Origin of the sequence: Polynucleobacter sp. TUM22923 (genome assembly GCF_030295705.1) — a bacterium.
GTDB lineage: Bacteria > Pseudomonadota > Gammaproteobacteria > Burkholderiales > Burkholderiaceae > Polynucleobacter.
The window spans coordinates 1,460,800-1,475,929 of record NZ_AP027274.1; the positions used below are offsets into that span (position 1 = coordinate 1,460,800).

Sequence of the window (15,130 nt, forward strand, 5' to 3'; positions counted from 1 at the left end):
GCCCATCTCATTCGATTGCAGCAAGCTTAGCAATACTTAGCTGTAGCCACTTAACACCGTTGCGCTTAAAGCTCACCTGAGCTCGGGCATCGGCATCATTACCTTCCAAGCCGGTCACTCGTCCTTCACCAAACTTTGTATGAAACACATTCTGACCGATTGTGAAGGGATAGTTTCCGCGCGGCGGTGATGCCATTCTTTTAACCGTTGTCGAGGCTGAACCCACTCTACCGATCTGTTTTGCTGGCTGTCTATTCTCACGCCCAGAATCAAAAAAGTCGTTCGTCTCAGAATCACGCTGGCGGGTATAGCCATCTTGCCAAGCAGACCCTGTTCGGCCACCGCCACCGCCACCGCCACTACTACTGCCACCCCAACGTGCTTCTTTTGCTTTAGGTGTAAGCCACTTAAGTGAATCTGATGGCAGCTCTTCTAAAAAACGTGACGGCATGTTGTAGCGCACTTGGCCATGCAACATTCTTGACTGGGTATGCGAAAGATATAGACGTTCCTTAGCGCGGGTAATCGCTACGTACATTAAGCGACGCTCTTCCTCTAGACCATTCTGCTCATTGACGCTATTTTCATGCGGAAACAAGCCCTCTTCCAGGCCAGTAATAAAGACTGCTGTAAATTCCAGGCCTTTGGCGGAATGGACCGTCATTAATTGCACCGCATCTTGGCCGGCTTGAGCTTGGTTATCACCCGCCTCTAAAGAAGCATGGGATAAAAAGGCTGCTAATGGAGACACTGCAACTACACCGGGCGCACCTTCACCGGGCAACATCGCTGCGGCGGCATCTTGGCCATAACCTTCTTCTGCAATAAATGCCGTTGCCGCATTAATTAATTCTTGTAAATTCTCGACACGATCTTGACCTTCACGCTCTGAAAGATAATGCTGAATTAATCCACTATTTTGAATCACAAACTCTACCGTCTCGGGTAAGGTGTTGTGACGAGTGGCTTCACGCATATGATCCACTAGGCGCACAAACCCACTGAGGGAAGCACCGGATTTACCATCCAAAGTAGATGCTGCCAAATATAAAGAGCACTGCTGCGCACGCGCTGCATCCTGAACAGCCTCAATAGATCTAGCCCCGATACCCCGCGTTGGAAAATTAACTACACGTGAAAACGAAGTGTCATCATTCGGGTTCTCTAGAAGACGCATATAAGCTAATGCATGTTTAATCTCTGCGCGCTCAAAGAAGCGCAGACCGCCATACACACGATAAGGAATCGCCGCAGAAAATAAGGCATGCTCGATGATGCGTGACTGCGCATTACTTCTATAGAGAAGGGCAATTTCAGTGCGCTTGATGCCGCTACTGACTAAGGCTTTGATTTCATCGACGAGCCAGGCAGCCTCAGCATGATCGCTTGGCGCATCGTAAATACGAACCGGCTCTCCATGGCCGGCATCGGTACGCAAATTTTTACCAAGGCGATCCGTATTATTTGAAATTAAGAAATTGGCTGTATCTAAGATGTGGCCGTGGGAGCGATAGTTTTGCTCAAGCTTCACCATCATCGGATGGTATTGATTTTCATAAAGACGCATATTTTCCACATCAGCACCGCGGAAAGCATAAATACTTTGATCATCATCACCTACGGCAAAGACAGCGCTACTACCGGCACTACTCACATTCACCTGCCCGGCTTCATGACCGGACAATAACTTAAGCCAGGCGTACTGCAATGCATTTGTGTCCTGAAACTCATCAATCAAAATATGACGAAAACGTTCTTGATAGTGTGTACGAATAGATTCATTGTGTTTGAGCAACTCATAGCTGCGCAAGAGCAGTTCTGCAAAGTCCACTACGCCTTCACGCTGACACTGGGCATCATAAGCCTCGTATAGCTGAGCCATTTTTGCCTGAAAGTCATCCCCGACAGAAAGCTCACGAGCACGTTGCCCACGCTCTTTGGCATGAGCAATGAAGTATTGGAGCTGCTTTGGAGGATATTTCTCATCATCGACCTTTAAACCCTTTAAAAGACGCTTAATGGCCGATAACTGATCTTGAGTATCCAAAATCTGAAAAGTGGACGGTAAACCGGCATCTTTGTGGTGTGCCCGCAATAAACGGTTGCAAAGACCATGGAAAGTGCCAATCCACATACCGCGAGTATTAATGGGCAGCATGGCACTTAAACGCACCATCATCTCTTTAGCTGCCTTATTTGTGAAGGTCACCGCTAGGACGCCAATCGGAGAAACCTGGCCTGTTTGGATGAGCCAAGCTATACGGGTAGTGAGGACGCGGGTTTTTCCACTTCCTGCACCAGCCAAGATCAGGGCTGATTGGGCTTGGCCATTTGGGTTTACGGGCGGGAGCGTGACGGCTTCGCGCTGTTCGGGGTTGAGGTTTAAGAGCAAGTCTGAGTGCATCGTCCCAATTATAATTTGCCTCTTATGCTAAATGCTTCTAATACCCCCAATTCAGGAACAAATGTTTCTGCAGCCAGTGCACCAGATGAACTGGCAAAATCCTATGAACCCGCCCCGATAGAAGCCTATTGGGGTCCAGAATGGGAGAGTCGGGGCATTGCCGATGCCACCCTGGTGGAAGGCAAGGAGGATTTTTCAATCCAACTCCCACCACCCAATGTCACCGGTACGTTACACATGGGACACGCCTTCAACCAAACCATCATGGATGGCCTGGTTCGTCATGCGCGAATGTCCGGTAAAAACACCTTGTGGGTACCTGGCACCGATCATGCCGGAATCGCCACACAAATCGTCGTTGAACGTCAGCTCGACGCACAAAAAATATCGCGTCATGATTTAGGGCGCGAACAGTTTCTGAAAAAAGTTTGGGAATGGAAAGAAACTTCTGGCTCTACTATCACTCGACAGATTCGTCGCCTGGGCGCCTCGATTGACTGGGGTAAAGAATATTTCACGATGGACAGCAAGATGTCTAAGGCCGTAGTGGAAGTCTTTGTTCGTCTACACGAGCAAGGGCTCATTTATCGCGGCAAGCGTTTAGTTAATTGGGATCCCGTATTGGGTACAGCAGTTTCAGACCTCGAGGTTGTGAGCGAAGAAGAGGATGGCTCGATGTGGCACATCCGCTACCCACTAGCCGATGGTTCCGGTCACTTAACGGTAGCGACTACACGCCCAGAAACCCTCTTGGGTGACGTAGCTGTAATGGTAAATCCAGAAGATACTCGCTATCAACACCTGATTGGCCAGTTTGTCTGCCTCCCCTTATGCGATCGAAATATTCCGATCATTGCTGATGAATATGTAGATTTAGCTTTCGGTACCGGCGTTGTTAAGGTAACGCCTGCACATGATTTCAATGACTATGCTGTGGGTCAACGCCATCAATTGCCGCTGATCAATATTTTGACTTTAGATGCTAAGGTTAATGAAAATGCACCAGCGCCATATCAAGGCTTAGAACGTTTCGCTGCTCGCAAGCAAGTAGTTGCCGATTTGGATGCCATAGGACTCTTGGAGAAGGTGCAGCCCCATAAGCTGATGGTGCCGCGCGGTGATCGTACGCAAACCATCATTGAGCCGATGCTGACCGACCAGTGGTTTGTTGCGGTATCCAAGCCAAGCCCTGACAATCAATATCAACCGGGCTCGTCAATCGCGGGTGCCGCATTGGATGCTGTGACCAAGGGTGATATCAAACTCGTTCCCGAGAATTGGATAAGTACTTACACCCAGTGGTTAGAAAACATTCAAGATTGGTGTATCTCTCGCCAACTCTGGTGGGGTCATCAAATCCCGGCCTGGTATGGCGATGAAGGCCAGATCTTTGTTGGGCGCTCAGAAGAGGAAGCAAAAGCAAAGGCCATCTCAGCAGGCTATAAAGGCGCCCTCAATCGTGATCCGGACGTCTTGGATACTTGGTTTAGTTCCGCCTTAGTCCCCTTTAGTTCGCTAGGTTGGCCAGAGCAAACGCCTGCCCTCAATCACTTCCTACCTTCCTCCGTGCTGGTAACAGGTTTTGACATTATATTTTTCTGGGTTGCACGCATGGTCATGATGACTTGCCACTTCACTGGCAAGGTGCCGTTTCATACGGTATATGTTCATGGCTTAGTACGGGATGCCGAAGGTCAAAAGATGAGTAAGTCCAAAGGAAATACCTTGGACCCCATTGATTTAATCGATGGCATCACGATTGAAGCACTGGTCAGTAAACGTACTACAGGCTTAATGAATCCCAAGCAGGCAGAAAGCATTAGCAAGAAAACTAAAAAAGAATTTCCAGAAGGCATTCCTGCATTTGGTACCGATGCCTTGCGTTTTACATTTGCCTCGTTGGCCTCATTAGGTCGCAATATTAACTTTGACCAGAAACGATGTGAAGGTTATCGCAATTTTTGCAACAAGCTTTGGAACGCCACGCGCTTTGTTTTAATGAATTGCCCCGGCAACGATGAAGATAATGGCTTTGCACCATGTAACGAGCAATGCGGTCCTGAAGGACAGCTAGATTTTTCTCCAGCAGATCGCTGGATTGTGTCTATTCTCCAAAAAACAGAGGCAGATATTGCCAAAGGTTTCCAAAGCTACCGCTTTGATAATATTGCTGGCAGTATTTATCAATTTGTTTGGGATGAATACTGTGACTGGTATCTGGAATTAGCCAAAGTGCAGCTACAGACCGGCACTCCAGCACAGCAACGGGCAACACGCCGAACCTTACTTCGCGTGTTGGAAACAATCTTGCGTATGGCGCATCCCTTAATTCCGTTCATCACCGAAACGCTGTGGCAGACGGTTGGACCTAAGGTTGGCAAGGTGCTAGCGGAACAAGAAAAACAGACTATTGCCCTGCAGCCTTACCCTATCGCTCAAGCAAGCAAGATTGATGAGCAAAGCGAAGCTTGGGTTGTGCAAATCAAAGCCATTGTGGATGCCTGTAGAAACTTACGTGGTGAGATGCAAGTTTCTCCTGCACTCAAGGTGCCTTTATGGATCAGTGGCCCTGCAGATTTTTTAAAGCAAGCTAGTCCGTACATTACCGCTTTAGCCAAGCTATCTGAAATCAAGATCTACGAAGACGAATCAGCGCTGGAAAAAGATGCGCCAGATGCTCCAATTGCTTTGGTAGGTAATTTGAAGCTGCTTCTTAAAATTGAAGTAGATGTTGCTGCTGAGAGAATTCGTCTTGGTAAAGAGATTGACCGTTTAGCCAATGAAATTACCAAAGCGCGCGGCAAATTAACTAATGAAAGCTTTGTGGCTCGGGCCCCAGAGGAGGTTGTTGCTCAAGAAAAACAGCGTTTAGCTGGGTTTGAACAAAACCATGAGAAGCTTGTTGCACAATTAGATCGCCTCAAATAAAAGATCGGAAATCAGATGCCACTCAACACTAAAGTCGTTACTAAAGCCGTCTTTCCGGTTGCGGGCCTGGGAACACGATTCCTACCCGCCACTAAGGCGAGTCCCAAGGAAATGCTCAATGTTGTAGATAAGCCTTTAATTCAGTACGCCGTTGAAGAAGCAATTGCTGCCGGCATTACTGAAATGATTTTTGTGACGGGCCGCAGTAAGCGGGCCATTGAAGATCACTTTGATAAAGCGTACGAGCTTGAAGCTGAGCTCGAAGCTAAAAATAAGCAAGCCCTCCTAGAAATCGTGCGCAGTGTTAAACCAAGTCATGTGGATTGCGTCTACGTTCGCCAACCAGAGGCCTTAGGCTTAGGTCACGCGGTATTGTGCGCAGAGAAATTGGTTCGTGATGAGCCCTTTGCCATTATTTTGGCGGATGACTTATTGGATGGTCAACCGCCAGTCTTAAAGCAAATGCTCAGTGTCTTTGATGCGCAAAATGGCTCTGTTATCGCAGTCGAAAAAATTGATCCTGCTAAAAGTAGTTCCTATGGTGTTGTTGCCGGTACCGAGGTTACCAAGGGCATTTATCGACTCAATGGCATCGTAGAAAAGCCACAACCTCAGGATGCACCATCCAACCTGGCAGTGGTTGGTCGCTACGTTCTCTCGTCTGATATTTTTAACCACATACGTAATCTCAAGCCAGGCGCTGGTGGTGAAATTCAATTAACAGATGCCATTGCTTCACTTTTGAAAGTGGAACCTGTATTTGCCTATGAGTACGATGGCGTCCGTTATGACTGTGGCAGTAAGTTGGGCTATTTGAAGGCTTCTGTTGAATTTGCCTTGCGCCATCCGGAGGTTAAAGATGATTTTGCAGCTTACCTAAAGGGCCGCTCTTTGTTGTAAAACCCTAGCCTAGCCTCAAAACACAACAGGAATGCATTGCGAAATTCCTGTTTTTTGAGGCGCCAAATTTAAGCGTCGCTATCTTCTCTTCATCCGGAAAATCAAAACATCCCCTTCAGTGGTGCTCGAAAGGAGTTCATTACCCGTTTGCTTTGCAAATGCAGGAAAATCATGTGCTGCGCCCGCATCCGTTGCTTTAACTCTAAGGATCTGGCCAGACTGCATCGTTGCTAATGCTTTTTTGGTGCGCAAAATAGGCAGCGGACAATTCATCCCAACGGCATCGACCTCAAGGTCAAATTCAATTCCATCACTCATTTGCCTGCCACCCAATCTTTAACACTGGCTAAGGCCTGGCCTAGCTGCCCAGGTTCAGTGCCACCAGCCATCGCCATTTCAGGCTTACCGCCACCTTTACCACCAACCTGCTGGGCAACAAAGTTCACTAGATCGCCTGCCTTCACTTTAGCGATCGCATCTGCAGTGACGCCTGCAATTAAGCTCACCTTATCGCCCTGCACAGAGGCCAATACGATCGCCGCAGTTTTTAACTTCGCCTTTAAGGCATCCATGGTCTCCCGAAGTACCTGAGCATCGGCGCCATCTATCCGAGCTGCCAAGACCTTAATACCATTCACATCCACGGCTTGAGTTGCTAACTCATCACCTTGGCTAGAGGCTAACTTAGAGTTCGCTTTATCTAGCTCACGCTCAGCCTGACGCAAACTTTCTTGAAGTTGCGTAACGCGATTTACTAAATCAGCCGGGTGCGTTTTTAAGATCGTGGCTGCTTGCCCAATCTGATCTTCCATTTTTTGCAAGAAAATTAATGCCTGCTTACCAGTTACGGCCTCTACCCGACGAATACCTGCAGCAACACCACCCTCAGAGACAATCTTCAAACTACCGATATCACCCGTACGCGATACGTGAGTACCGCCACACAGTTCTTTTGAAGTGCCAATCTCTAATACACGAACCTCGTCGCCATACTTTTCACCGAACAACATCATGGCACCAGTTTTTTGTGCGTCATCTAAAGACATGACTTTTCCAGAGCATGCTGTATTCGCTAATATTTCTGCATTAACAATACTTTCAATTTGACGTAGCTCAGTTGCGCTGATCGGCGCGTTATGCGTAAAGTCAAAGCGGGTTTTAAAGGCGTCTACTAAAGAGCCTTTTTGCTGTACGTGATCACCCAATACTTCACGCAAGGCTTTATGCAATAGATGTGTTGCGCTGTGATTACGCATGACTTCGGTTCTATGCTCTACGTTCACTGACGCAGCCAATACATCACCTACCTTGATTTCACCTTCAAGCATCTCGCCTTGGTGCCCGAAGACATCAGCTTGAATCTTAAAGGTATCCGCTGCTGCAAAACGCATTGTTTCAGTACGCAGTTCGCCTTGGTCACCAATCTGCCCGCCAGATTCGGCATAGAAAGGGGTGTTATCCAAAACGATAACTACTGCATCGCCAGCCTTGACTGATTGCACTGCTGAGCCATCCAAATAAAGAGCAGTCACTATCGCGCCCTCCTGGTTTAAGGTGTCATAACCATGAAACTGCGTTGGCTTGCCTACATACTCCAACCCCTGTGCAACCTTGAATTTGCCTGATGCCCTCGCTTGATCACGCTGCTTTTGCATCGCTGATTCAAAACCTGCTGCATCAACTACCACATCGCGTTCGCGACAAACATCAGCCGTCAAGTCCAAGGGGAAGCCAAAAGTGTCATGCAAACGAAATGCTGTGTCGCCATCCACTGTTTTGGTGCCGCCCGCTAATGCGGCTTCTAGAATCTCCATGCCGTTAGCAATTGTCTGGAAGAAACGTTCCTCTTCCTGCTTAATCACCTCACTCACTGTTTCTTTAGCCGCCAGTAGCTCTGGGTAGGCCTCACCCATCTCTTTGACAAGCGCAGGAACAAGCTGATAGAAGAATGGTTTGCGTGCGCCTAACTTATAACCATGACGAATTGCACGGCGCGCGATACGACGCAAAACGTAACCGCGCCCGGCATTACCAGGAATAACGCCATCCACCACAATAAAACTACAAGCACGAATATGGTCTGCAATCACCTTTAAAGATGGGCTAGTAGCATCACAATTTTCGGCACCGGCACCATCTACCGCCTCTTTGGCTGCCTTGAGTAAATTAACAAAAAGATCGATCTCGTAGTTTGAATGCACGTGCTGAAGCACCGCTGCAATTCGCTCTAGGCCCATACCTGTATCAACGCTTGGCTTAGGCAGCGGGTTCATATTGCCAGCCTCATCGCGATTAAATTGCATGAAGACGTTATTCCAAATCTCGATATAACGATCCCCATCTTCATCCGGGCTACCCGGAGGACCACCGGCAATATGCTCGCCATGGTCATAAAAGATCTCTGTACAGGGGCCGCATGGGCCGGTATCGCCCATCATCCAGAAGTTATCAGAAGCGTAGCGTCCACCTTTGTTGTCGCCAATACGAATAATGCGCTCGGCTGGCACGCCAATCTGTTTATTCCAAATCTCAAACGCCTCGTCGTCCTCGGCATAAATAGTCACAAGTAACTTGTCTTTTGGCAACTTAAATACTTCTGTCAGTAATCCCCAAGCAAAACCAATCGCCTCTTGCTTAAAGTAGTCGCCAAAAGAGAAATTACCCAACATCTCAAAAAAGGTATGGTGACGTGCGGTGTAGCCCACGTTATCCAAATCGTTATGCTTGCCACCGGCCCGAATGCACTTCTGGGCACTGGTTGCGCGGCTATAAGAGCGCTTGTCAAAACCTAGAAATACATCTTTAAATTGGTTCATCCCCGCATTAGTAAACAAGAGCGTGGGGTCATCCCCAGGCACTACAGGGCTAGAGGGAACAATTTGATGGCCTTTTTGGGCGAAGTAGTCCAGGTAAGCCTGGCGAATTTGGGAGACTTTCATAATGGCAATTATCTCATTGGCACCACTTTAGGGACAAACCCTTACTAAACAACCCTATTCCTAGCTTACAATCGCAAAACATTAATATTAAATCGGCATTAATGCTGATACATAAGGAGCACAACTTGACTATTCGCAATCAACGGGATTTTGGCGCAGGGATCATGTATATGGTCATTGGCCTTTTCTTTACTATCGTTGCCAGGCAGTACCCAATGGGTACAGCAGCCAAAATGGGGCCAGGCTACTTCCCTTTTTATCTCGGGATACTGATGACCCTATTGGGTTTATTTATTCTCATCAAATCCATGAAAGCAACGGCTGCAATTGAGTCGATTCCGAAGTTTAATTGGAAGATCATTGCTCAAATTACTGGTGCGGTAGTCCTATACGGCTTATTGCTGCCAAAAATGGGGTTTTTAGTTGCGATCATCGTTTTGGTGTTTGTATCTGCTGGCGCCAGTAAAGAATTTACCTGGAAAGGCACAGCAATCAATGCAGCCTTTTTAGTAACCTTTACTTACTCCGTCTTTGTGTTGGGATTGAAACTTCAGTTCCCACTTCTACCTTTCTTTCTTCAACAATAACGAACCGAGACACTAAAAAATGGACTTATTTGCTAATTTAGCCCTCGGTTTCGATACCGCTTTTACCTTACAAAACCTGATGTATTGCCTCATCGGTTGCATTTTAGGGACCCTAATTGGTGTTTTACCAGGCCTTGGGCCGATCGCTACGATTGCAATGCTGCTACCTGCAACCTACGCATTACCCCCAATTGCTGCCTTGATTATGCTGGCCGGTATTTACTACGGTTCACAGTATGGTGGTTCAACTACAGCGATTTTGCTCAACATCCCCGGAGAAACGTCCTCGGTGGTCACGGCGATTGATGGTTACCAAATGGCCAGAAACGGTCGAGCAGGCGTAGCCCTCTTTACTGCCGGCATGGGCTCTTTCTTTGCTGGTTGCGTAGCTACTTTGGTTTTGGCTGCATTTGCCGCGCCCCTCTCTCAGCTGGCTTTTAAGTTTGGCCCTGCGGAATACTTCTCGCTGATGATCTTAGGCTTAATTGGTGCAGTGGTATTGGCATCAGGCTCTTTAATCAAGGCTATCGGCATGATCATTCTCGGTCTATTAATGGGATTGATTGGTACTGACGTCAACTCTGGTGTTTCTCGTTACGCTTTTGACGTCCCTGAACTCAGCGACGGTATTGGTTTTGTCAGTGTGGCCATGGGTGTCTTTGGTTTTGCTGAAATTATGGGCAACCTAGAAAAGACTGGGGAAGATGAGGGCTTCTTGAACAAGATGACCACCATGATCCCGACTAAGCAAGATATCAAGCGGATGATCCCTTCTATTTTGCGCGGTACTACTATCGGCTCCATTCTAGGAATTTTGCCAGGCGGCGGCGCTGCTTTAGCAGCCTTTGGCGCCTACTCTGTTGAGAAAAAATCATCTAAGTACAGTCATGAGTTTGGTAAAGGTGCGATTGAAGGCGTTGCTGGCCCAGAAGCAGCCAATAATGCAGCAGCTCAAACCTCATTCATTCCTTTGCTCACATTAGGTATTCCACCCAATGCCGTGATGGCTTTGATGGTTGGTGCTATGACCATTCATAACATTCAACCAGGCCCACAAGTCATGACCAGTAACCCAGCCTTATTCTGGGGTCTGATCGCTTCTATGTGGATCGGTAACGTGATGCTAATCCTATTGAACTTACCGTTAATTGGTATCTGGGTCAAACTGCTGTCTATTCCTTACCGACTCATGTATCCAGCCATCCTGGTGTTCTGCTGTATCGGCGTATACACAGTGAACAACACGGTGTTTGATGTATATGTCACAGCAGCCTTTGGCGTGATTGGTTACCTCTTCTTCAAATTAGGTTGCGAACCACCTCCACTATTACTGGGATTTGTACTGGGGCCTATGATGGAAGAAAACTTCCGTCGCGCCCTATTGCTTTCCCGCGGTGACTTTACGACCTTCTTAACCCGTCCACTTTCCTTAGGATTGCTCATTGCAGCAGCCCTATTAGTGGTGATTGTGGCCCTGCCGTCTGTCAAGAAAACCCGTGAAGAAGCTTTCGTAGAGGATTAATTCTCGAGTGCTTTCCAAGAACGAGCCCGCAGCTGTTTGCGGGCTTTTTCTTTATGGGCAAGGCTTTTCTCTACAATGCTTCTATGTCCCAAGATAGCAAACCATCCAAGTCCACGATCGGCGCGGTTGCCGAGCCCTCAAACTTTTTGCGGCAGATCATTGACCATGATCTGGCTAGTGGAGCCTATCAACAGCGCACTGATCGAAATGGACAAGCAATTCCCTCCATCATTACGCGCTTTCCGCCTGAGCCCAATGGTTATCTTCATATTGGTCATGCCAAAAGTATTTGCCTCAACTTTGGCCTAGCAAATGATTACCAGCAGCAAGCCGGTGGTGCCCGCTGCAATATGCGCCTGGACGACACCAACCCCGTAAAAGAGGATGTCGAGTACGCTGATAGTATTTTGGATGCAGTCCAATGGCTTGGATTTAATTGGGGCACTCATCTTTACCATGCCAGTGATTATTTTGACCAGCTCTATGCCTTTGCCCAAGCGCTTATTGAGAATGGAAAAGCGTATGTCGATAGTCAAAGTGCCGATGAAATTCATGCAAATCGCGGCAACTTTGGCCAAGCGGGGAAAAATAGCCCTCATCGCGAACGGACACCAGCAGAAAATATTGCACTCTTTAGGGAGATGCAAGAGGGGCGCTATCAGGATGGTGAGCATGTGCTTCGACTCAAGATTGATATGGCGCATCCCAATATCGTGATGCGCGATCCTGTGGTCTACCGCATTCGTCATACAGAGCATCACCGCACTGGTAATAAGTGGTGCATCTACCCCTTATATGATTTCACGCACTGTATTTCAGATGCGCTAGAGAGCGTCTCGCACTCCATTTGTACGCTCGAGTTTGAAAACAATCGGCCGCTCTATGACTGGATCATTAGCTCCTTACAAGAGTTGGGGATTTTTAAAACCCCAGTGCCACACCAGTATGAATTCGCTCGCCTTAATCTGACCTACACCATCACCAGTAAGCGAAAATTACTGCAACTCGTAGAAGAAAAAAGGGTGGATGGCTGGGATGATCCTCGCATGCCAACCATCGTCGGCATTCGTCGCAGAGGCTATACCCCTGAAAGTATTCGCTTATTTTGTGAGCGCATCGGCGTTTCAAAAGCAGATAGCTGGATTGATATGAGTACCCTAGATCAAGCCTTGCGAGATGATTTAGAAGCGAAAGCACCAAGAGCTACTGCAGTCCTCAAGCCCCTTAAGCTCGTGATTCAAAACTTCGATGCCTCGGCTTCTGAGTCCTGCTCTGCGCCACGCCATCCACAACATCCTGAGTGGGGTAATCGGGAATTTCAGTTCACCCGTGATTTGTGGATTGAGGCCGATGACTTTATGCAAGATCCTGTGAAGGGTTTCTTTAGACTCTACCCACCAGTAGGTAATGAGCCAGGTGGACGTGTTCGCTTACGTCATGGCTTTGTTATTGAATGCACAGGCTATGAGCTCGATGCCAATGGCCATGTGACTCAAGTCAATGCTACCCACTTCCCCGATAGTAAGAGCGGAACCCCTGGCTCAAATAACTACAAAGTAAAGGGTAATATTCACTGGATTAGTGCGGCGGAAGCGATCCCTACAGAGGTTCGGCTATACGACCATCTGTTTAATGATCCACATCCAGATAGTGGGGATAAGAATTTCTTAGAAGCGATTAATCTCAATTCAAAGCAAACAATCACTGCTTATTTAGAGCCTTGTATGAAAGAGGTAAAAGCGGGGGAGCGCTTTCAGTTTGAACGCCATGGCTACTTTATTGCCGATCAATTAGACTCAGCACCCGGTAAACCCGTATTTAACCGCACAGTAGGTCTTAAAGATTCCTGGAAATAGTTTTGAGAAATACTGCCACGCTGGGATAGTGTAGGGGCGTTTTCAATTCTTTCAGTCGCGCATTACCTACTCGCCTGGACTCCCTCATGAAAGACCACAACATAGGGGATACTATTTTCTCTATTTCTGCGGAGGGTAATCGTGGAGGCCTATCGAGCCCAAAGGCATCTGCTACCTCATCAAAATAATCCCCCATTTTGGCTTCTTCACCATCACAGGCATTAATTACGCGTTGCGGTTTACCGTGAAAAATAGCAGCACAAATCAGCCTTGCCAAATCATCGCTTTGAATATGATTGGAATAAGCATCTTCAGCTGGCAATAAGACGGGAGTCCTAGACTGAATACGCTCTACCGGCAAACGATCAAGAGCATAAATGCCAGGTACCCTCAAAATCGTTAAAGCAACCCCATGAGCAGGTGCCCATAGGCGCAAAGCGCGCTCAGCATGCACTCGTCGCTTAGCGCGCTCGCTTTGCGGATTTACTGGGGTGAGCTCACTCACCTTGCCGCCATGATGATTGCCGTAGACGCCTGTAGTACTGATATAAATCAGCCGCCTGACAGCATTACCGCCTTGGGATAAAATTTGAATCAGGTTGCGAGTTCGGTAATCACGATGGCCTGTGTTTTGAGGTGGTGCCAAGTGAATGATGGTTTCTGCTAAGCCGCTGAGACGCCATAAACTCTCGGGCTTATCTAAATCCCCCAGGATCGGAATCGCGCCAACGTCTCTCAATTCCTGAAAACGGGTTTTCTGGGAAGTTAAGGCGAATACGCGATGACTCTGGAATAGCTGCTTTGCGACACGCATACCGATGTCGCCGCAGCCGATGATCAGAATTCGGGGTTTACCAAAAGATTGCATAAGTCATATCGTAACGATTTATTGAAAGGAATGAGAGTGTCTTACCAGGTCACGCTCAAATCGAGCGGCAAACAATTTTGTGTTGGCAAAGATGAGACCATCCTTGAGGCGGCTCTACAGCATGGCATTACCTTGCCTTATGGCTGTAAGAACGGCGCCTGCGGGTCTTGTAAGGGCAAAATTCTAGAGGGTCATGTGGAGCATGGTCAGCATAGTGCTGCGGCCTTGAGCCCAGCCGATGAGCTTGCGGGCTCTATTTTGTTTTGCTGCGCCCATCCTCAGTCTGACATTCTGATAGAAGCACGCGAGGTTCAAGGGGCTGGAGATATCGCAATTCGTAAAGTACCTTGCCGCGTTAATACCATTAGCAAACCTAGTGAAGATGTTGCGATACTAAAACTACAGCTTCCAGCGAGCGAGCGCTTTCAGTTTCTAGCCGGGCAATACGTCGAATTTTTATTAAAAGATGGCCAGCGCCGCGCTTACTCTATCGCAAATGCCCCCGCTCAAGATGGCCCTCTAGAGTTGCATCTTCGGCATTTACCAGGCGGCCTCTTTACGGATTTTGTCTTTGGGGCAACCGAACCAGCCCTCAAAGAAAAGGATATCTTGCGCTTCGAGGGTCCCTTAGGTAGCTTTTTTCTGAGAGAAGACTCCAAGAAGCCGATTATTTTTGTTGCAGCAGGCACAGGTTTCGCACCGATTAAATCGATCATTGAGCAGATGCAGCATAAGCAGATTCTTAGGCCAATTCACTTATATTGGGGTGGCCGTCGCCCAGGAGACCTCTACCTAGATGAGCTTTGTAAGCGCTGGGCCAAGGAAATTCCAGAGCTGCACTACATCCCCGTAATCTCGAATGCCCTCCCAGAGGATCAGTGGCTTGGGCGTACCGGTTTTGTTCACCAAGCGGTCATGGCAGACCATGCTGACCTAGCAGGCTTTCAGATATACGCGTGTGGAGCCCCTGTGATGGTCAGCGCTGCCCGCCAGGACTTCCATGCACAGTGTGGCTTGCCTGAGGAGGAGTTCTTTGCTGACTCCTTTACTAGTGCTGCTGACTTAGTTCCTGACTTAGTTGCTAAATCAGCAGCAAACTAAACATGATCATGAGAAACTATGAGCG

Annotated in this window: 10 protein-coding genes; 6 read left to right on the forward strand and 4 right to left on the reverse strand. The window is 47.9% G+C overall.

Translation table 11 applies throughout. The features are described 5' to 3' along the window. Nucleotides 1-7 precede the first annotated feature (7 nt). Nucleotides 8-2,404, reverse strand: a complete 2,397-nt coding sequence (locus QUD86_RS07500) for a UvrD-helicase domain-containing protein (protein ID WP_286296342.1) — start codon at nt 2,402-2,404, stop codon at nt 8-10. Nucleotides 2,405-2,428: 24 nt separating this feature from the next. Between QUD86_RS07500 and QUD86_RS07505 the strand changes: the two genes are divergently transcribed. Continuing rightward, nucleotides 2,429-5,332 carry a valine--tRNA ligase gene (locus QUD86_RS07505; RefSeq protein WP_286296343.1) on the forward strand — a complete coding sequence of 968 codons (2,904 nt, stop codon included), beginning with the start codon at nt 2,429-2,431 and terminating at the stop codon, nt 5,330-5,332. Nucleotides 5,333-5,347: 15 nt separating this feature from the next. After that, the gene (gene galU / locus QUD86_RS07510) at nt 5,348-6,232 is read left to right on the forward strand and encodes a UTP--glucose-1-phosphate uridylyltransferase GalU (protein ID WP_286296345.1); all 885 of its coding nucleotides are present in this window, start codon (nt 5,348-5,350) and stop codon (nt 6,230-6,232) included. 78 nt (nt 6,233-6,310) lie between these two features. Here the strand turns inward: galU and QUD86_RS07515 are convergent, their stop codons facing one another. Both QUD86_RS07515 and alaS read right to left on the reverse strand, forming a co-directional pair. Next, nucleotides 6,311-6,538 (reverse strand): sulfurtransferase TusA family protein, encoded by a 228-nt coding sequence (locus QUD86_RS07515; protein WP_286298714.1) that lies wholly within the window; start codon nt 6,536-6,538, stop codon nt 6,311-6,313. An 8-nt stretch (nt 6,539-6,546) separates the two neighbouring features. Beyond that, nucleotides 6,547-9,171: an alanine--tRNA ligase gene (alaS, locus tag QUD86_RS07520; protein ID WP_286296346.1), complete on the reverse strand. Its 2,625-nt coding sequence runs from the start codon at nt 9,169-9,171 to the stop codon at nt 6,547-6,549. 125 nt (nt 9,172-9,296) lie between these two features. On the opposite strand from alaS, the gene QUD86_RS07525 reads away from it, so the two are divergent. The 3 genes from QUD86_RS07525 (at nt 9,297) to QUD86_RS07535 (ending at nt 13,136) form a co-directional block, all read left to right on the forward strand. Further along, nucleotides 9,297-9,758, forward strand: coding sequence for a tripartite tricarboxylate transporter TctB family protein (locus QUD86_RS07525; protein ID WP_286296347.1), 462 nt, complete (start codon nt 9,297-9,299; stop codon nt 9,756-9,758). Between the two features lie 19 nt (nt 9,759-9,777). Next, entirely contained in the window at nt 9,778-11,280 is a 1,503-nt protein-coding gene (locus tag QUD86_RS07530; protein WP_286296349.1) for a tripartite tricarboxylate transporter permease, read from the forward strand. A gap of 83 nt (nt 11,281-11,363) precedes the next feature. Continuing rightward, the gene (locus QUD86_RS07535; protein ID WP_286296350.1) at nt 11,364-13,136 is read left to right on the forward strand and encodes a glutamine--tRNA ligase/YqeY domain fusion protein; all 1,773 of its coding nucleotides are present in this window, start codon (nt 11,364-11,366) and stop codon (nt 13,134-13,136) included. Here the strand turns inward: QUD86_RS07535 and QUD86_RS07540 are convergent. Further along, complete coding sequence (locus QUD86_RS07540) at nt 13,117-14,004, reverse strand: SDR family oxidoreductase (RefSeq protein ID WP_286296352.1); 888 nt, start codon at nt 14,002-14,004, stop codon at nt 13,117-13,119. The genes QUD86_RS07535 and QUD86_RS07540 overlap by 20 nt on opposite strands. A 36-nt stretch (nt 14,005-14,040) precedes the next feature. Here QUD86_RS07540 and QUD86_RS07545 point away from each other — a divergent pair, with 36 nt between their 5' ends. Continuing rightward, a complete protein-coding gene (locus QUD86_RS07545; RefSeq protein ID WP_286296353.1) occupies nt 14,041-15,105 on the forward strand; it encodes a CDP-6-deoxy-delta-3,4-glucoseen reductase in 1,065 nt (354 codons plus the stop codon). The last annotated feature ends 25 nt before the right edge of the window (nt 15,106-15,130 follow it).